The following is an 18,513-nucleotide window of genomic DNA, read 5'->3' as shown; positions in this document are numbered from 1 at the left end:
CCACCCTCCACGATCGCGAGTTCCACCCCCGCGCCCGCCCCGGAAACCGGCCAACTGGTCCAGGCGCCGAGCAACATCACCGGCATCTGCGATCGCACGATCCAACCCAGGATCGACGCCGCCCTGCAGGGCACCGCCGACATCGGCGAGGTGATCGACGACGTCGAGCCACGACTGTGGGACATGGCCACCGTGCTGCCGATCCTGCAGGACACCACGATCGTCGCCGCCGGCCCCAGCGTGCAGGGAGTCAGCCTGACCGGTGCCGTCCCGGTCGGCATCGTCGGCGACGCCGGGCAGTGGCTCAAGCTGCCTCAGTAGCTAGGTCGCTGTCACCCGGCGCAGTCTCGTCAGGCCGTGAGCAGTGAACGCGGCGAGCGCGAACACCGCGAGCAACCACACCGGCGGCCGCGCCAGCTCCCAGACGAACAAGGCGGCGAACAGCGGTGAGCGCTGCGTGATCGCCAGCACCCCGGCTGCACAGGTCAGCGACACCGCCGGCACGTGCAGCGTCAGACCGGCCCAGGCGTTGAGCGCCAGCGCCACCACCGAACCGGCCGCCGCTCCCGTCGCCAGCGCCGGGGTCAGCAGCCCGCCGACCGCGCCGGCGCGCAGGAACGCCGCCGACAGCAGCGGTTTGAGCACCAGGATGGCCGCCGCGGCGCCGAGAGTCAGACCGCTGTCGACGCTGACCTCGAGGACACTGCGACCGTTGCCGGGCAGCTCCGGCAGCCAGATCGAGCACACGCCGGTGAGCAGTCCGGCCGCGGCGATCGCCGGGATCAGGGTCGGCGAGGCCGCAGGCGGCCCGGAGGCCGTGATGCGCGTGAAGGCCCACCCGACGGCCACCGCCAGCGGCGCCAACGCCACGGCGAGAAGGCCGAACAACGGCGACAGATCTGCGGTCGGCCAGGTCAGCGGGTGCTCCAGATGGGTCACCGGCGCCGCGACGGCGACCGCGAGGCTGGACGTGATCAGCGCGGTGCCGAGCGCGCGAGGATGCCAGGTACCCAACAGGATTCGCGTCGCGAACAGCGCACCACCCAGCGGCACGCTGTAGACCGCACCCAGCCCGGCGCCGGCCGCGCACGCGAGCAGGATGCGTCGATCGGCGGCGGTGAGCGCCCATCGCGAAGTGCCCAGATCCCCCCACGCCACGGCCAGCTGACGTGGCGCGCCTTCGCGGCCCAACGACGCGCCCGAGCCGACGAGCAGCACCTGCAACGCGGCGTCGCCGGTGAGCGCCAACCGTCGCACCGGTTGCTCGCCGGCGAGCGCCGCGGACAGTGTGGGCACGCCGGCGCGGCGCCGCAGCAGCCACCAGCCCGTCCCGGCCAGCGCGCCGCCGACCATCGGCCCCAGCGCGCGGCGCCAATCCCCGCTGTTCTCGACGCCGTCCAGCAGCGAGCCGAAACTGTAGCGATAGGTGAGGTGTTCGATCGCGTGCAGCAGCAGCGTCGTCGCGGCACCGGCGACGCCGGCCAGCAGGCCGATCACCACGATCGCGCAGCCGAACTCGACTCTGCGGCGGGACACGAGGCGAATCTAAGCCACACCTGGACTCGATGGCCGGCAGACCAGCGGGCAAGCTGGGCGCATGGAGACGCCGCGCCTGTTGTTCGTCCACGCCCACCCCGACGACGAGACCCTCACCACCGGCGGCACGATCGCCCACTACTGCGCCCGCGGTGCGCAGGTGCAGGTTCTGACATGCACGTTGGGCGAGGAGGGCGAGGTGATCGGCGAGCAGTGGGCGCAGCTGGCCGTCGACGCCGCCGACCAGCTCGGCGGCTATCGGATCGGTGAGCTGACCGCCGCTCTGGCCGCGCTCGGGGTGGACCGGCCCCGCTACCTCGGCGGCGCCGGTCGGTGGCGGGATTCCGGCATGGCAGGAACCCCCGCCCGGCATCGGCAGCGCTTCGTCGACGGCGACGTCGACGAGCAGACCGCCGAACTGGCGGCCGTCATCGACGACCTGCGCCCGCACGTCGTCGTCACCTACGACCCGCAGGGTGGGTACGGCCATCCCGACCACATCCACGCTCACCGGATCACGACGGCCGGCGTCGCCGCGGCGCAGTGGCGCGTACCCAAGGTGTACTGGAACGTGATGTCGCAGAGCGGGATTCGCGACGGTCTGGCCGGACTGTCGGGGCTACCGGAGAGCTGGGTGACGCTCGACGCCGAGGCGCTGCCGCTGGTCGGATTCGCCGACGACACGATCGACGCGGCCATCGACGTCACCGCGCACCTGCCTGCCAAACTGGCCGCGCTGCGCGCGCACGCAACCCAGGTGCAGGTCGCCCCGGACGGGACTGCGATGGCGCTGTCCAACAACATCGCGCTGCCGGTGCCGGTGGTGGAGCACTACGTACTGGTCGAGGGGCAGGTGGGCAAGCGCGACGATCGGGGATGGGAAACCGATCTACTCGCCGGGCTGACCCTGGGGTGAGCAGGGGCGCCACGGGGTACGCTGCCCCTGGTCGGTTCGACGCGCGGAAGGGAAGCCCATGGATCCGGATCTCGATCCCAACCTGCAGCACTGGCAAGACCGGCTCGACAACTTCCAGTGGGTCGTCGGATCGCTGGTGTCCGTGCTCGACAGCATCCCGACCTGACCTCCTCCGCACCGCCGGCATCCGACCGGCTGCGCTGGTTCGTGCTCGCCGTCCTGGCCTTCGATGGTGTGCTCTCGGCGCTGATGGCTGTTTTCTTCCTTCCGCTGCGCGTGGGCGGTGTCCCCGTGCCGATCAGCGCCGTCCTCAGCGGGGCCATGAACGTTGCGCTCGTGTGGGTCGCGATGCGGTGGACCTCGTCGACGCGACAGGCCGCCACGCCGTTGTGGGCCTGGCTGGCGACCGTCCTGCTGTGCACGTTCGGAGGTCCCGGCGACGACATCGTCTTCGGCGGCGTGGGGCTGATGGAGTACGCGTCGGTCCTGCTCATCGCCGTCGGCGCACTGCCGGCGGGCTGGTTGTTGACCCGGCGGCGGACGGCGCAGGAACGCGCCGGGGCGGGCCCCGCGGCGTTTCGCCGTTGACTACTGTGGCCGGTATGCCACGCGCACGGGTTTCAACATGTGAGACGCGCGGATGATCCGCGTCGACGCCGGGGTTATGCGGGAGTGGCTCTGAACTCCCAGCGTGGCACCGATCTGCCCGATCCCTCTGTGCCCCCCTCTTCTGCACCCCCGTCTGCGGCGGCGTTGCGGCGAGTGCTGCGGCGCGCGCGGGACGGGGTGGCGCTGAACATCGACGAAGCAGCGATCGCGTTGACGGCCCGCGGGGCCGACCTGACCGATCTGATGGCGAGCGCTGCCCGGGTGCGTGATGCCGGTCTGGAGGCGGCAGGTCGGCGCGGTACGCACGGCCGCCTGCCGGTGAGCTATTCGCGCAAGGTGTTCATTCCGGTGACGCATCTGTGCCGCGACACCTGCCACTACTGCACCTTCGTCACGGTGCCGGGCCGGCTCCGCGCGCAGGGCAAAGGCATGTTCATGGAACCCGACGAGATCCTCGCGGTGGCCCGCCAGGGTGCCGAGTTGGGTTGCAAGGAAGCCCTTTTCACGCTGGGGGATCGGCCGGAGGCGCGCTGGGAGGAGGCGCGTCAATGGCTCGACGAACGCGGCTACGACTCGACCCTCGATTACGTGCGGGCGATGGCGATCCGGGTGCTGGAGGAGACCGGGCTGCTGCCACACCTCAACCCTGGGGTGATGAGCTGGACGGAGCTGTCCCGGCTCAAGCCCGTGGCGCCGTCGATGGGCATGATGCTCGAGACGACGTCGCGGCGGCTCTACGAGACGCGCGGGGCCGCTCACTACGGCAGTCCGGACAAGGACCCGGCGGTGCGGCTGCGCACCCTCGACGATGCGGGGCGGCTCTCGATCCCGTTCACCACCGGTCTGCTGGTCGGCATCGGCGAGACGGAACTCGAACGGGCGGAGACCATCCACGCGATCCGCCGCTCGCACCGCGAGTTCGGGCATGTGCAGGAAGTGATCGTGCAGAACTTCCGCGCCAAGGACCACACCGCGATGGCGGCTGTGCCCGATGCCGGGCTCGAGGAATTCCTGGCGACGATCGCGGTCACGCGGCTGGTGCTGGGCCCCAAGATGCGGGTGCAGGCACCGCCGAATCTGGTGTCGCGGGCCGAATGCCTGTCGTTGATCGCGGCGGGGGTGGACGACTGGGGTGGGGTCTCACCGCTGACCCCGGACCACGTGAACCCCGAACGGCCGTGGCCGGCACTGGACGAACTGGCCGCGGTGACTGCTGACGCTGGCTATGACCTGGTGCAGAGGCTGACCGCGCAACCGCAGTACGTGACCGCCGGGGCGGCATGGATCGATCCGCGCGTCGGCGGACACGTCGCCGCGCTCGCCGACCCTGACACGGGCTACGCCCTGGACGTGAACCCGGTCGGGCGGCCCTGGCAGGAACCCGACGAAGCCGCCGAATCCCTCGGCCGCGTCGACCTGCACGCGGCGATCGACGTCGAGGGGCGCCGCAGCGAGACCCGCTCGGATCTCGGGTCCGCGTTCGGAGACTGGGAGTCGATCCGCGCCAAGGTGTCCGAGTTGGCGGCCCGCGCCCCGGAGCGCATCGACACCGATGTGCTGGCTGCTCTGCGCGCGGTCGAGAGTGACCCGGCCGGCTGCTCCGACGACGAGTACCTGGCGTTGGCCACCGCTGACGGGCCCGCTCTGGACGCCGTCACCTCCTTCGCGGATGCGTTGCGCCGAGACGTCGTCGGCGACGACGTCACGTTCGTCGTCAACCGGAACATCAACTTCACCAACATCTGCTACACGGGCTGCCGGTTCTGCGCGTTCGCGCAACGCAAAGGCGACGCCGACGCGTTCTCACTGTCGACCGCCGAGGTCGCCGATCGCGCGTGGGAGGCGCACGTGGCCGGTGCGACCGAAGTCTGCATGCAGGGCGGCATCGACCCCGAGCTCCCCGTGACCGGTTACGCCGACCTGGTGCGGGCGGTCAAGGCACGGGTGCCCTCGATGCACGTACACGCGTTCTCCCCGATGGAGATCGCCAACGGCGTCACCCGCGCAGGCACGTCGATCCGGGACTGGCTGACCGCACTACGCGAAGCCGGCCTCGACACCATCCCGGGCACGGCGGCCGAGATCCTCGATGACGAGGTGCGCTGGGTGTTGACCAAGGGCAAGCTGCCCACCCCGATGTGGATAGAGGTCATCACCACCGCCCACGAGGTCGGGCTCCGATCGAGCTCGACGATGATGTACGGCCACGTGGAGCAGCCCAGGCACTGGGTGGGGCACCTGAACGTGCTGCGCGAGATCCAAGATCGCACAGGCGGTTTCACGGAGTTCGTGCCGCTGCCGTTCGTCCACCAGTCATCACCGCTGTACCTGGCGGGCGGGTCCCGGCCCGGCCCGACGCATCGCGACAACAGGGCGGTGCACGCGCTGGCGCGGATCATGTTGCACGGCAGGATCTCCAACATCCAGACCAGCTGGGTCAAACTCGGCGTCGAGCGCACCCAGGTGATGCTCACCGGCGGGGCCAACGATCTGGGTGGCACGCTGATGGAGGAAACCATCTCGAGGATGGCGGGCTCGGAGAACGGCAGCGCCAAAACCGTCGCCGAACTCGTCGCGATCGCGCAAGGCATCGGTCGCCCCGCCCGTCAGCGCAGCACCGACTACACCCCTCTGGCCGCCTAGCTCGTTCCACGGGCGCTGGGGGCGCCTGTCTTACCGCGAATTCACAGCTCTACCTGGTATCACCTTCAGTGTGAAGCTGCGGCGGATGCTGGTCGACGGGCGCATCGAGTCGCCCACGCATCTGGGGACGAAAGACTCTTTCCCGGAGAGCTGTTCGCCATGGGAATCTTGCCGGGTGGATCCGGCATGGAGACGGGTCACTGGTTGCGACCAGCTGACCTCGACCATCGACCAGATCGGTGAGACCAACCACCCGATCGTGACTTCCTGAGGACCTTTCATGACCACAGTTTTCGGATTGCCCGCGCACGCACTGCTCGTCCACGCCATCGTGGTCCTCGCTCCGCTCACTGCAGGTCTCGGCATCCTCTGTGCTCTAATTCCCTGGGCGAGAACACGTTTCGTGTGGTTGGTGGTGGCACTGGCCGCGGCGAACCTGGTACTCACCCCGCTCACCGTCTCTGCGGGGCAGTGGCTGTACAACCGGGAGGACTCGCACAGCCCCATCCTGGAACTGCACGAGGAGCGCGGCGAGACGATGATCTACTTCTCGATCGCGCTCCTGGTGATGGCGATCGCGATCGCCGTACTGCATGTGCGTGCCGGACGTTCGAGCACACCCAAAGGGCTCGCGATCGGCGTGGCGGTGCTCGCCGTGGTGATCGGGGTCGCAACGACGGTGCAGGTGGCCCGCATCGGGCACGTCGGCACTGAAGCGAAGTGGGGCGTCGTCAGCGACTAGCCGTTACAGTCCCCGAGTGGGATTCGACGAACGGTTCGGTGTTCTGGATCCGGCGGTGTGGACGGCGTCGTACCTTCCCGCCTGGAGTTCGCGTGCCGCATCGGCCGCGGCGTTCACCGTCGGCGCGGACGGCCTCACGCTGTCGATTCCGGCCGACCATCCGCTGTGGTGCCCGGACGATCATCCGACGCCGCTGCGGGTGTCGGCGATCCAGAGCGCGAATCGATCCGGAGCTGTGGGATCAACGGATGCGCCCCAACCGTTCCGAGACGGCCTGGTGGTCCGCGAGCAGCAGCCGATGGTACTCGGCTTCACGCCGCACTTCGGCTCGATCGCCGTCACGTGTGCGGCGAAGCTCGGTGCACGCTCGATGTTCTCAGCGTGGATGGTCGGGCTCGAGGACAGCCCCGAACGGTGCGGGGAGATCTGCCTGGTGGAGGTCTTCGGCGACACCGTAGAAGGCGACACCGTGGAAGGCCGCACCGCCATGGTGGGCCAGGGAATTCACCGGTTCCGCGATCCCGCACTGCGCGAGGATTTCTCGGCGCAGCGGCGCGAGATCGACGTCGGCGACGCCCACACGTACGCCGCGCACTGGGAGCCCGGCCGAGTGGAATTCAGCATCGATGGTGCGACGACCAGAGTCTGTACCCAGGCGCCGGATTACCCGATGATGCTCATCCTCGGCGTCTTCGATTTCCCCGACCGCCCAGGCGATTCCGGGCACGTGCCGTCGATGCACATCAACCGTGTGACTCATCACTGACCCCTGTGTCGGACGTCACGGGTCCCATGCCGTTCGGTTCTCCGGTTTTCCGACGTCTGTAGGGCAGTAACGGAAAATCGAAGGAGAGATCATGGGAGAGCTGTCGGACAAGGCTCAGGAAATCGCCGGCCGTGCACAGGAGGCAGTCGGCGACGCGACCGGAAACGACGACATGCGCGCCGACGGCGCGGCCAACCGCGTGGAGGCCGAAGCCAAGCAGACCGTTGACGACGTCAAGACAAAGTCGACGACGTCAAGGACAAAGTCGACGACGTGAAGCAGGCAGCCGGCGAAAAGGCCTCGCAGGTCGCAGATTCCGTGCAGGACAAGGCCGACGAGGTCAAGAGCGCCGTCGCCGAGAACGCACCGCAGGCCTCCGGCGTCGCCGTCGCGGTCGCCGCGGGAGCCGTCCTCGTCGCGGTCTTGCTGCTGCGCCGCAGGCGCTCCGCCTCGGGCAGGCGTCACAAGGGTCGCAAGGTCGCGACCAAGGCAGTCTCCGCCGGGCTCAAGGAAGCCATCGCCCGGTGACCGAGCGGGCCGCATCGCTGTGCAGCGATGCGGCCCGCCGCTGTCAGGCCTGCTTGAGTGCCTCGATCTCCAGAGTGATCGTCACCTTGTCACCGACCACGGCACCGCCGGTCTCCAGCGGCATGTCGATGTCGATGCCAAAGTCTTTGCGGTTGAGCACGACTGACGCCTCGAACCCGGCGACCTCGCCATGCCCCATGCCGGGGTTGACCCCGTTGAATTCGAGATCCAGCGAAATGGGCTTGGTGATGCCCTTGAGTGTGAACTCGCCGTCGAGCACGTAGCGCTCGCCCGCTTCGCGGACCGAGGTCGACGTGAACGTGGCGACGGGGTGGTTCTCGACGTCGAAGAATTCGGCGGCCTTCAGGTGCGCGTCACGCTGCTCGTTGCGGGTGTTGACCGAGTCGACCGCGATCTCGGCGGCCACCGTGGGGGTGCCGTCCTCGCCGACGGTGATCGTCCCGCTGAAGACGTCGAACCCGCCGCGGACCTTGCTCACCACGAGGTGGCGGACGGAGAAGTTGACCGAGGAGTGGACGGGATCGATCGCCCAGGTGCCGGTCGGCAGGGCGGTGGCTACGGAGCTGGTCATGGGTGTTCCTTCCGGACGTGCGTCGGACCATCCGACGGCGGCACCCGATGAAACGGACCGTAGTCCGAATGCATTCCCGACACGTTCCCGCAGGTGTCACGCACGTGGTATCTGCGACGTTTAGTATCAGTAACCACGCGGAACCCCCCATCGGGGATTCGCGGAGTTAGGGCACACTGACACGCGCGGCCAACCAGCGGCAGGGATACTTGCTGAGCCGGTCGCGCCGACCAGCGCGCCTACCGGGAACAGCCCACCGGACAGGTAGTTCGAGAGGACTTAGGAGAAGTTCGTGACGTACACGATTGCCGAGCCCTGCGTCGACGTCAAAGACAAGGCATGCATCGAGGAATGCCCTGTCGATTGCATCTACGAGGGCGCCCGCATGCTGTTCATCCACCCGGATGAGTGCGTCGACTGCGGCGCCTGCGAGCCGGTCTGCCCGGTCGAGGCCATCTACTACGAAGACGACGTGCCGGACCAGTGGAGCAGCTACACCCAGATCAACGCCGACTTCTTCAGTGAGCTCGGATCGCCCGGGGGCGCATCGAAGGTCGGCCAGACCGACAACGACCCGCAGGCGGTCAAGGACCTGCCCCCGCAGGGTGAGGACTGACCTCATCGGCGGGACACGGTCCCGTGCGTGACTCCGGGCGGCGCCGATCGGCGCCGTTACCGGTCTTTCCGTGGGACACCCTGGCTGACGTCACCGCCGCGGCTCGGGCCCACCCCGACGGCATCGTCGACCTGTCGGTAGGCACGCCGGTCGATCCTGTCGCGCCGCTGATCCGGGAGGCACTGGCGGCCGCCGGCGGCGCGCCCGGCTATCCGACCACGGCCGGTACCGAGGCACTTCGGGAGTCGGCGGTTGCTGCACTCGGTCGCCGCTACGGCGTCACCGGGCTGACCACGTCGGCCGTGCTCCCGGTGATCGGCACCAAGGAGCTGATCGCCTGGCTGCCGACCCTGCTCGGGCTCGGCGCGACGGACACCGTCGTCGTCCCCGAACTGGCCTACCCCACCTACGAGGTCGGCGCTCTGCTGGCCGGGGCCGCCGTGGTTCGAGCCGACTCGCTGACCCAGCTGGGGCCGCAGACGCCCGCGCTGGTGTTCCTGAACTCGCCGAGCAACCCGACCGGCAAGGTGCTCGGGGTCGACCATTTGCGCAAGGTCGTCGGCTGGGCGCGCGAGCGCGGAGTGCTGATCGCCTCCGACGAGTGCTACCTCGGGTTGAGCTGGGACGCCGCGCCGCTGTCGGTGCTGCATCCCGACGTCTGCGACGGCGACCACACGGGGCTACTGGCCATCCACTCGCTGTCGAAGACGTCGTCGCTGGCCGGTTACCGTGCCGGTTTCGTCGCCGGTGATCCCGCCGTGGTGGCCGAACTGCTCGCGGTGCGCAAGCACGCCGGCATGATGGTGCCGACCCCGGTACAGGCCGCGATGGTGGCCGCGCTCGACGACGACGCGCACGAACGCGAGCAGCGCGCCCGCTACGAGCACCGGCGCGAGCTGCTGCTGCCGGCGCTGCGCGCCGCCGGTTTCACCGTCCATCACTCCGAGGCCGGGCTGTATCTATGGGCCTCCCGGGACGAGCCGGGGCGCGAGACGGTCGCGTGGCTGGCCGAACGGGGCATCCTCGTCGCCCCCGGCGAGTTCTACGGACCCCGCGGCCTGCGTCACGTACGGGTGGCGCTGACGGCGACGGACGAGCGCATCGCGGCCGCCGTGGCCCGCCTGGCCTGAGCTCACCTTCGTGGGGCGAGCAGACGCGAACTCGAGCGCGACACGCTGATAGCAGCTCGAGATCGTGTCTGCTCGCGGTCAGTTGGTGCGGTCGGCCCAGCCGGGCGGTAGCTCCCCGGGAGCGACCGCGATGACCGTCTCGTCGTCGGCGCCCACGTATTCGAAGAGGGTGATCGTCGCGAACTCCGGAACGACATAGATCGGGTACGTCGGGCCCTCGTCGCGATAGACAGCCATCTCGTCGAGATGGTCGTTCTGGAAACAGACCGTGCGTTCGCCGTGCTGCTCGACCCACTGAGGGAAGAAGATGACGCCGTGCAGGCGGCGCTTGGCCGGGATCACGTTGACCGCCACCGACGTGCCCGTCGGTTCGGTCCACGAGATCTTGAAATGGCCCTCGTCGAGCGCCACGAGGTCGACCTGCTGATCCTTCACCCAGCGACCGCCCACCATTCCGGAATGGATGCGGTAGTCGATCGTGTGGTCGTTCTTCACATACATCTCGTAGCGCCAGCCGTTGGCGTAGGTGTAGATGAAGCGGTGCCCGACGATCCCGGTCAGATCCTGCCCCGGGGTGGTGTCGTCAGTGGTGCTCATGAAGTTCTCCTCGACAGTGGCGGACCGCCTCTACATTGCCCATGCCGCGGGCGCTTCAACCGCGACCAGACGCGAACTCGAGCGCGACACGCCGAAAACAGCTCGAGATCGTGTCTGCTCGCGGGAAAAAGTGGGCTCAGGGCAGGGTGAGTTCCGCCGGCGCCACCGACGCCAGTGCCGCGCGGCAGGCGCGGATCGCGGGCGTGTGGCGCAGCGCGGTCCGGGTCGCGGTGAAGACGGTGCGGCGGCGCGTGTCGACGTCGACGACCCGGACGTCCGGGCGGCGTCGCACCCGCATCAGGTCGGGCAGGATCGCGACCGCGTTCCCGCTCTCGATCAGTGCGATCTGCGCCTCCAGGTCGTCGGTCTCGAAGCGCACATCGGGCTCGAAACCCGCTCGGCGGCAGAGTTGTTCGGCCCAGTGCCGGGAAGCGGTCCCGGCGGGTTCCATGGTCCAGGGAAGCGCGGCGGCATCGGTGACTGTCCGCACCTGGTCCCAGGGTTCGCCACGCGGGGGAACGGCGAGGCGCAGCAAATCCGAGGTGAGCGGTTCGCGGTCCAGGTCGGGGTACACGCGCGCGGCATGGCCGGGGTACTCCTCGGTGATCACGAGGTCGAACTCACGCATCCATGTCTCGTAGAGCGCCTGCTCCGGTTCGCGCTGCGACATCGTCACGCGTAGCCGCGGATGGCGCGCCGCCAGTTCGGTCAGCATCTGCGGCATGAACGCTGACGCGGCGGACTGGAAGACGGCCAGGCGCACCGTCCCCGACGCCTCGGCACTGCGGGCGGCGACCTCGCTGGCAGCCAACTCGAGTCGATCCAGGATGGCGGCGGTGTGCTCGACGAGGACTTCGGCGGCGGGGGTGAGCCGAACGCGGCGCCCGACCTTCTCCAGCAGAGGTACCCCGACGTCGTGCTCGAGCCGGGCCAGCGCCTGGGACACCGACGACGGACTCTGATGCAGTGCCTCGGCGACGCCGGCGATGGTGCCGCGCACGCTGAGTTCCCGCAACAAGCGCAGCCGGCGGGTGTCGAGCAGGTCGGGGCGGCGAACCGTCACTTCTGCTTATGCTTTTGCTTCAGAAAACATCGCTTTATTTTAGGGTTCGCGACCGCGGATCATGGATACATGACCCTGATCGACCGCGATGGCCCCACCGTCGATGTGCTCACCGACGTCGAGACCCTGGTCCGGGAATGGCTCGACGACGCCGCGGGACGGCGGGACACGGCAGCGGCTCGCCGGCTCGCCGACGTGCTCCGCGACCCAGCCGGTCTCGACTTCACCGTCGGCTTCGTCGACCGGGTCATCCGCCCCGACGACCACCGGGTCGCCGCCGCCAACCTGCGCGATCTCGCACGGACCGCTCCCGGCTTCCTGCCGTGGCACCTGCGGCGATTGATCAGCCTGGGCGCAACCCTGTCGCTGGTGATCCCGGGCCTCGTCATCCCGATCGCCCGAAAGGCATTGCGGGGGATGGTCGGTCATCTGCTCGTCGACGCGACCGACCGCCGCCTCGGGCCCTCCATCGCCCGCATCCGCGACCGCGGGGTGGGGCTCAACATCAACCTGCTCGGCGAGGCCGTCCTCGGACGGGGAGAGGCGCAGCGGCGCCTCGAGGGCACCGAGCGCCTGCTGGCGCGACCGGACGTCGACTACGTCTCGATCAAGGTCTCGGCGACCGTGCCGCCCCATTCCCCGTGGGCGTTCGACGAGGCGGTCGACCACGTGGAGCGCAGTCTGCTGCCGTTGTTCACGCTCGCGGCCACCTCGCCGACGAAGAAGTTCATCAACCTCGACATGGAGGAGTACCGCGATCTGGAGATGACGATCGCGGTCTTCACCCGCCTGCTGGATCGGCCTGAGCTTCTCGATCTCGAGGCCGGGATCGTGCTGCAGGCCTACCTGCCGGATGCGCTGTCGGCGATGATGCGCCTGCAGGAGTGGGCGGCGACCCGCCGACAGCGCGGCGGCGCCGGCATCAAGGTACGTCTGGTCAAGGGCGCCAACCTGCCGATGGAGCACGTCGAGGCCGATCTGCACGGCTGGCCTGTCGCCACGTGGCCGACCAAGCAGGACACCGACACGAACTACAAGCGCGTCCTCGACTACGCCTTGCATCCCGACCGCACGGCGAACGTGCGCATCGGCGTGGCCGGGCACAACCTGTTCGACATCGCCTACGCGTGGGTGCTCGCCGGCCGGCGCGGTGTGCGTGACCGCATCGACTTCGAGATGCTGCTCGGCATGGCCGAAGCGCAGGCCGAAGCTGTGCGCCGCACCGTCGGTGGCCTGCTGCTGTACGTGCCCGTGGTGCACCCCAAGGACTTCGACGCTGCGATCGCCTACCTGGTGCGCCGACTCGAAGAGGGGGCCAGCCAGGACAACTTCATGTCGGCGGTGTTCGACCTGCACGACGAACACCCGCTCTACGAGCGGGAAAGGGACCGCTTCGTCGCATCGCTGGCCGCGCTGAATACCGATGTGCCGCAGCCGAATCGCCGCCAGGACCGGCGCACCGACGATCCGGCCGGTTCGGAGCGGCCGGTGTTCGCCAACGTCGCCGACACGGATCCCTCGCTGCCGGGTAACCGGGCGTGGGGCCGGACGATCACCGAGCGCGTCGCGCACTCCGACGCCGGGCTGGCGTTGGTCGACGAGCACACCGTCACCGGCGCCGATCGCCTCGAGGCGATGATCGCCGACGGTGTCGCGGCGGGAAGCGCGTGGTCCGCCCGGTCGGGCAGGGAGCGCGCGACGATCCTGCGCCGCGCCGCCGGGACCCTGGAGGCCGCCCGCGCGCAGCTGCTCGAGGTGATGGCCGCCGAAACCGGCAAGACCCTCGACCAAGGTGACCCGGAGATCTCCGAGGCCATCGACTTCGCGAATTACTATGCCCACCTGGCCGAGGACCTCGACGACGTCGACGGTGCCACCGCCGTCGCAGTCGGACTCACCGTGGTGACACCGCCGTGGAACTTCCCCGTCGCGATCCCGGCCGGGTCGACGCTGGCGGCGCTGGCGGCGGGCAGCGCGGTCATCATCAAGCCCGCGACGCAGGCCCGCCGGTGCGGCTCGGTGATGGTGCAGGCGCTGTGGGATGCCGGCGTCCCGCGCGACGTGCTGCAACTGGTCCACGTCGACGAGGGGGAGCTCGGCTCTCGACTCGTGTCCGATCCGCGGGTGGGCCGGTTGATCCTCACGGGTGCGTTCGACACCGCGGCCATGTTCCGTCGGATGCGGCCCGACCTGCCCCTGCTCGCCGAAACCAGCGGCAAGAACGCCATGGTGATCACGCCGCACGCCGACATCGACCTGGCGGTCAAGGATCTCGTCGCCTCGGCGTTCGGGCATGCCGGCCAGAAATGTTCGGCCGCGTCGCTGGCGATCCTGGTCGGGTCTGCCGCGCACTCGCGACGGCTGCGCGATCAGCTCGTCGATGCCGTCACGTCGCTGACGGTCGGCTACCCGTCGGACCCGACCGCGCAGATGGGGCCGGTGATCGAGCCTGCCGACGGAAAGCTGTTGCGCGCGTTGACCACTCTGGGGCCGGGGGAGAAGTGGCTGGTCGAGCCGCGCCGGCTCGACGACACCGGTCGGCTCTGGTCGCCCGGGGTGAAGACGGGGGTTCGCCGCGGTTCGGAGTACCACCTGACCGAATACTTCGGTCCGGTGCTGGGTCTGATGGAGGCGGCCGATCTGGATGAGGCGATCGCGATCCAGAACGAGGTCGACTACGGCCTGACGGCGGGACTGCACTCTCTCGACCGTGCGGAGATCGAGCGGTGGATCGACCGGGTGGAAGCCGGCAATGCTTACGTCAATCGGTCGACGGTCGGGGCGATCGTGCGGCGGCAGCCGTTCGGCGGCTGGAAGAAGTCCGCGGTGGGTGCAGGCACCAAGGCCGGCGGCCCCAATTACCTTGTCGGACTCACCGACTGGCGTAGCGCCCCGGCCACCGGCGGGGACCCGCTGACCCCGGTGCTGGCCGATTTCCTCTCGGCGGCAGAAGATCTCGGGCTGGACATCGACTTCCTGCAGCGATCTCTGGCCTCCGATGCGCTTGCCTGGAACCAGGAATTCGCCGTGGCGCACGACGTGTCCGGCCTTGCGGCGGAGAAGAATGTGCTGCGCTATCGGCCCGTGCCGGTGACGGTGCGCGCCGAGGACGACTCGACTGCGGAGCTGCTGCGCGTCGTCGCGGCTGGTGTCCTCGCGCGCAGTCACGTCACCGTATCGACTCCGGCGCCTTTGCCGCCGGCAACGGCGGGGTTGCTGCACGCCCACGGCGTGTCCTGCCGCGTCGAGGACACGGATGCCTGGCGAAATACGTTGCGGGGTTACGCTCCGGCCCGCGTGCGGCTGCTGGGTGGGACGCGGCAGGATTTCGCTGCGGCGAGCGACGGCAGGGTCGACGTCGCGCTCTACGCGCAGCCGGTGGTCGAGGCGGGGCGGATCGAGATGCTGACCTTCCTGCGCGAACAGTCGGTGTCGGTGACCGCGCACCGTTTCGGTTCTCCGAGCGCACTCACCGAGAACCTGTTCGACTAGCGCTGAGGTTCGTCGGGCGCTCAGGCCGGGTACGCGGCGACGGGCATGATGACCGTGCCCTTGCAGATCCCGTCGAGGATCTCGGTGCGCCAGCTGCCGTACATCGAACCGTCCAACGTCGGTGCGTAGAACACCAGGGAGCGAGCGGGGACGTACTCGCGGGGGACGTCGTCGCCGCGGTAGCACTCCCACTGCCAGTTGTAGTTGAACACCCACTGCTTCCCGTCCCACGTGTAGCGGCTCGGTTGCGGAACGGTCGGATTGCTCGATGCGGGGCCGTCATTGGCGGTGGCCACGCAGGTGCCCGCGCACGAGGTGCTGAACGTGTACTGGGCCCGGAAGTCAGGTTCGGGCTGGCGCGCGGCGATGCTGGTGCCCAGCTTGTTCGATGCGAACGTGATCACCGTGTAGCGCCCCGACCAGTCCGGCGGGGCGGCCGCGGCGGTCGCGGCGGGGTGGATGCACGCGGCCGCGACGAGCATCGCAGACGCGCACGCAGTCCGTCGGGCAGGCATGGTCCCTCGCCGTAGTTAAAGTCGCACCGTAGTTCCAGTCACACAGTGAATTCCCAGTGACACGTGAACGGTATCGCCGCGCACCGACACCGATCCCGCCGACACGGGCACGGTTGCATCACGGGTTGATCTCGTCGGCGGTCAGTGACCGGCGAGCAGCATCAGCGTCCACGCCGCCATCGATTGCGCATCGGTGATGACGCCGTCGCGCATCATCTGCTCGATCTCCGCACGTGCGAACCACGCGCTGCGCATGTCCTGCTCCTCGTGCTCCCGATCGTGCGGGCCCTCGGTGATGCCGGTGGCCAGGAACACCCGGCCGCGCTGGCTGCTCATCCCGGGCGCGACGTCGAGCAGGCCGAGCTCGGTGAGCGTCTGCGCGATCAGCCCGGTTTCCTCCCGCAGCTCACGTGCCGCCAGGGCGGCGGCTTCGAGGTGCGCACGGTCCGGGGCGGTGCCTTGCGGAAACTCCCAGCGCCGCAACCCGAGCGGGTAGCGGAACTGCTCGACGAGGTGGAACCGGTCCCCGTCCCGGGGAATGACCAGCGCGTAGGTGGGTTTGTCGACGACGGCGTAGATGCCGTTGCTGCCGTCGGGACGTTGGATGTCGTCCTCACGGATGGTCAGCCAGTTGTTCTGATAGACCTGGCGGGACGCGAGCGCTCGGATCGGCTCCATGGCCCCAGTATCGCCGAGTGTGCTCAGGCCGGCCGGGTAGCCTCAGTGCGTGCTGCTGGCCTCCTTGAACCCCGCGGCGGTGGCCGCCGGCGCCGACATCGGCGACGCGGTGCGCATCCACGGTGTGACGCTGAGCCGCAGCGACCTGGTCGGCGCGGCCACCTCCGTCGCCGAACGGGTCGCCGGTGCTGCGACGGTCGCCGTGTTGGCCCGGCCGAGCGCCGCCACCGTGCTGGCCGTCGTCGGCGCGCTGATCGCCGGCGTGCCCGTCGTCCCGGTGCCCGCCGATGTGGGCGCGGCCGAGCGCCGCCACATCCTCACCGACTCCGGTGCCCAGGCCTGGCTCGGGGAGCTGCCTGAGGACAGCGCGGGCCTGCCGCACATCCCGGTGCGCCTGCACGCGCGGTCCTGGCACCGCTACGCCGAACCCTCCCCGGACGCGACAGCGCTGATCATCTACACCTCCGGCACCACCGGCCCGCCGAAGGGTGTGCTGGTCAGTCGCCGGGCCATCGCGGCCGACATCGACATGCTGGCCGCCGCCTGGCAGTGGACCGCCGAGGACACGCTGGCGCACGGGTTGCCGCTGTATCACGTGCACGGTCTGGTGTTGGGTCTGCTGGGCTCGCTGCGGATCGGCAACCGGTTCATCCACACGGGTAAGCCGTCGCCGCAGAACTATGCGCAGGCGGTCGCAGACGGCGGCTCGCTGGTGTTCGGGGTGCCGACGGTGTGGTCCCGCATCGTCGCCGACGGTGACGCCGCCCGGGCGATGAGACCGGCGCGGCTGCTGGTGTCGGGGAGCGCGGCGCTGCCGGTGCCGGTGTTCGACGGGCTGGCCCACCTCAGCGGGCATCAGCCCGTGGAACGGTACGGCAGTACCGAATCGCTGATCACGTTGAGCACGTTGGCTTCTGGAGAGCGCAGGCCGGGCTGGGTGGGTCTGCCCCTGGAGGGCGTCGGCACGAAACTGATCGCCGAGGACGGCACGGCTGCCCCCCACGACGGTGAGACGATCGGTGCGTTGCACGTGCAGAGCCCCACGCTGTTCGACGGGTATCTGAACCGGCCCGATGCGACCGCGGAGGTGCTCAGTGTCGACGGCTGGTATCACACCGGCGACGTCGCGGTGATCGATGCCGCGGGGATGCATCGCATCGTGGGTCGCGAATCGGTCGATCTGATCAAGAGCGGTGGCTTCCGGATCGGCGCCGGCGAGATCGAGACGGTGCTGCTGGCGCATCCCGGGGTGACTGAGGTGGCCGTCGTCGGAGCCCCGGATGCTGATCTGGGCCAGCGGATCGTCGCGTTCGTCGTCGGCGACGCGTCGCCGGAGATCTTGATCGACTATGTTGCGCAGGAGCTTTCGGTGCACAAGCGGCCCCGGGAGGTGCGCATCGTCGACGCGTTGCCCCGTAACGGCATGGGCAAGCTGCTGAAAAAGCAACTGCTGCAGGAGTTCTGAGGTGGCGCAGCGTGCATGGCGTGCGATCGCAGCAATCGGCGGCGTGCTGACCGTCGCGGCCTGCGCTCACGCACCCCAATCTCCGAACGTGATGCTCGTGCAGACCAGCATCGTGCTGCCCCCGCCGCCCGAACCCGCAGCGCCGCCTCCGCCCGTGGAGCCGCTCTCGATCGGAGCGGCTGCGGTCGACACCACGGGCGGCTGGCTGCCCGACGGCACCACGCTCTCGCCGTTCGACGTCACCAATCCGATTCTCTCGCAGATGAATCCGGCTCTGCTGCAGGCTGTCCAGAATGCGGCCCGCGCTGCGCAGCCTGCGGGTGTCGACACCCGGATCACGTCCGGCTGGCGTTCACCGGGCTTCCAGCAGCGCCTGTTCGACGACGCGGTTCGGTCCTACGGAAGTGTGGCAGCCGCCGCGCAGTTCGTGGCCACGCCGGAGGTGTCCCAGCATGTCCGGGGGCAGGCCGTCGACATCGGTCCGCCCGCCGCCGACGAGTGGCTCATCGCCAACGGCAGGCAGTTCGGGTTGTGCCAGATCTACGCCAATGAGATCTGGCATTTCGAGTTGGCGGTCGATGCGCAGGGCAACTGTCCGCCGCTGCGCCCCAACGCCGCCGGCTGA

General features: G+C 69.2%; 18 protein-coding genes and 1 pseudogene. 13 read left to right on the top strand and 6 right to left on the bottom strand.

The features are described 5' to 3' along the window. A pseudogene (locus tag DMB80_RS22255) lies at positions 1-321 on the top strand (ABC transporter family substrate-binding protein); the annotation flags it as partial. Here DMB80_RS22255 and DMB80_RS22250 read toward each other — a convergent pair. Beyond that, positions 322-1,536, bottom strand: coding sequence for a chloride channel protein (locus DMB80_RS22250; RefSeq protein WP_111511848.1), 1,215 nt, complete (start codon positions 1,534-1,536; stop codon positions 322-324). 61 nt (positions 1,537-1,597) lie between these two features. Here DMB80_RS22250 and mshB point away from each other — a divergent pair, with 61 nt between their 5' ends. From mshB to DMB80_RS28420, 7 genes are all read left to right on the top strand, one after another. Next, positions 1,598-2,452 carry an N-acetyl-1-D-myo-inositol-2-amino-2-deoxy-alpha-D-glucopyranoside deacetylase gene (gene mshB / locus DMB80_RS22245; RefSeq protein WP_111511847.1) on the top strand — a complete coding sequence of 285 codons (855 nt, stop codon included), beginning with the start codon at positions 1,598-1,600 and terminating at the stop codon, positions 2,450-2,452. Between the two features lie 207 nt (positions 2,453-2,659). Then, positions 2,660-3,040 carry a hypothetical protein gene (locus DMB80_RS22240; protein WP_111511846.1) on the top strand — a complete coding sequence of 127 codons (381 nt, stop codon included), beginning with the start codon at positions 2,660-2,662 and terminating at the stop codon, positions 3,038-3,040. Positions 3,041-3,124: 84 nt separating this feature from the next. Continuing rightward, positions 3,125-5,704, top strand: coding sequence for a bifunctional FO biosynthesis protein CofGH (locus DMB80_RS22235; RefSeq protein ID WP_111511845.1), 2,580 nt, complete (start codon positions 3,125-3,127; stop codon positions 5,702-5,704). A 280-nt stretch (positions 5,705-5,984) separates the two neighbouring features. Next, entirely contained in the window at positions 5,985-6,446 is a 462-nt protein-coding gene (locus DMB80_RS22225; RefSeq protein ID WP_111511844.1) for a DUF2231 domain-containing protein, read from the top strand. 16 nt (positions 6,447-6,462) lie between these two features. Beyond that, positions 6,463-7,212 carry a glycoside hydrolase family 16 protein gene (locus DMB80_RS22220; protein WP_240431337.1) on the top strand — a complete coding sequence of 250 codons (750 nt, stop codon included), beginning with the start codon at positions 6,463-6,465 and terminating at the stop codon, positions 7,210-7,212. 91 nt (positions 7,213-7,303) lie between these two features. Next, positions 7,304-7,489: a CsbD family protein gene (locus tag DMB80_RS28425; RefSeq protein ID WP_205538841.1), complete on the top strand. Its 186-nt coding sequence runs from the start codon at positions 7,304-7,306 to the stop codon at positions 7,487-7,489. Further along, entirely contained in the window at positions 7,486-7,740 is a 255-nt protein-coding gene (locus DMB80_RS28420; RefSeq protein WP_205538839.1) for a hypothetical protein, read from the top strand. Before DMB80_RS28425 ends, DMB80_RS28420 begins: the two co-directional genes overlap by 4 nt. Positions 7,741-7,783: 43 nt before the next feature. Here DMB80_RS28420 and DMB80_RS22210 read toward each other — a convergent pair whose 3' ends face one another. After that, entirely contained in the window at positions 7,784-8,332 is a 549-nt protein-coding gene (locus DMB80_RS22210) for a YceI family protein (RefSeq protein ID WP_111511842.1), read from the bottom strand. 292 nt (positions 8,333-8,624) lie between these two features. Here DMB80_RS22210 and fdxA point away from each other — a divergent pair, with 292 nt between their 5' ends. Then, complete coding sequence (gene fdxA / locus DMB80_RS22205) at positions 8,625-8,948, top strand: ferredoxin (RefSeq protein WP_046365345.1); 324 nt, start codon at positions 8,625-8,627, stop codon at positions 8,946-8,948. Between the two features lie 23 nt (positions 8,949-8,971). After that, complete coding sequence (gene dapC, locus DMB80_RS22200; RefSeq protein ID WP_111511841.1) at positions 8,972-10,078, top strand: succinyldiaminopimelate transaminase; 1,107 nt, start codon at positions 8,972-8,974, stop codon at positions 10,076-10,078. Between the two features lie 78 nt (positions 10,079-10,156). On the opposite strand, the gene DMB80_RS22195 is transcribed toward dapC, so the two are convergent. Together DMB80_RS22195 and DMB80_RS22190 are read right to left on the bottom strand one after the other, a co-directional pair. Then, complete coding sequence (locus DMB80_RS22195) at positions 10,157-10,675, bottom strand: phenolic acid decarboxylase (protein ID WP_111511840.1); 519 nt, start codon at positions 10,673-10,675, stop codon at positions 10,157-10,159. 136 nt (positions 10,676-10,811) lie between these two features. Further along, positions 10,812-11,738, bottom strand: a complete 927-nt coding sequence (locus DMB80_RS22190) for a LysR family transcriptional regulator (protein WP_205538837.1) — start codon at positions 11,736-11,738, stop codon at positions 10,812-10,814. A 69-nt stretch (positions 11,739-11,807) separates the two neighbouring features. Here DMB80_RS22190 and DMB80_RS22185 point away from each other — a divergent pair, with 69 nt between their 5' ends. Beyond that, complete coding sequence (locus DMB80_RS22185; RefSeq protein WP_111511839.1) at positions 11,808-15,230, top strand: bifunctional proline dehydrogenase/L-glutamate gamma-semialdehyde dehydrogenase; 3,423 nt, start codon at positions 11,808-11,810, stop codon at positions 15,228-15,230. Between the two features lie 20 nt (positions 15,231-15,250). Here the strand turns inward: DMB80_RS22185 and DMB80_RS22180 are convergent, their stop codons facing one another. Both DMB80_RS22180 and DMB80_RS22175 read right to left on the bottom strand, forming a co-directional pair. After that, on the bottom strand, positions 15,251-15,745 hold the full coding sequence (locus DMB80_RS22180; RefSeq protein ID WP_111511838.1) for an Rv2253 family sensor-like surface protein: 495 nt from the start codon (positions 15,743-15,745) through the stop codon (positions 15,251-15,253). A 141-nt stretch (positions 15,746-15,886) separates the two neighbouring features. Next, on the bottom strand, positions 15,887-16,423 hold the full coding sequence (locus DMB80_RS22175; RefSeq protein ID WP_111511837.1) for an NUDIX domain-containing protein: 537 nt from the start codon (positions 16,421-16,423) through the stop codon (positions 15,887-15,889). Positions 16,424-16,472: 49 nt separating this feature from the next. Between DMB80_RS22175 and DMB80_RS22170 the strand changes: the two genes are divergently transcribed. Both DMB80_RS22170 and DMB80_RS22165 read left to right on the top strand, forming a co-directional pair. Next, on the top strand, positions 16,473-17,888 hold the full coding sequence (locus DMB80_RS22170; protein WP_111511836.1) for an acyl-CoA synthetase: 1,416 nt from the start codon (positions 16,473-16,475) through the stop codon (positions 17,886-17,888). A gap of 91 nt (positions 17,889-17,979) precedes the next feature. After that, a complete protein-coding gene (locus tag DMB80_RS22165) occupies positions 17,980-18,513 on the top strand; it encodes a M15 family metallopeptidase (protein WP_111511852.1) in 534 nt (177 codons plus the stop codon).

This window comes from Mycobacterium kyogaense, assembly GCF_003254575.1.
GTDB lineage: Bacteria > Actinomycetota > Actinomycetes > Mycobacteriales > Mycobacteriaceae > Mycobacterium > Mycobacterium kyogaense.
The sequence above is the reverse complement of the archived record's forward strand: the minus strand, read 5'-3'. Positions and strand labels throughout refer to the sequence as shown.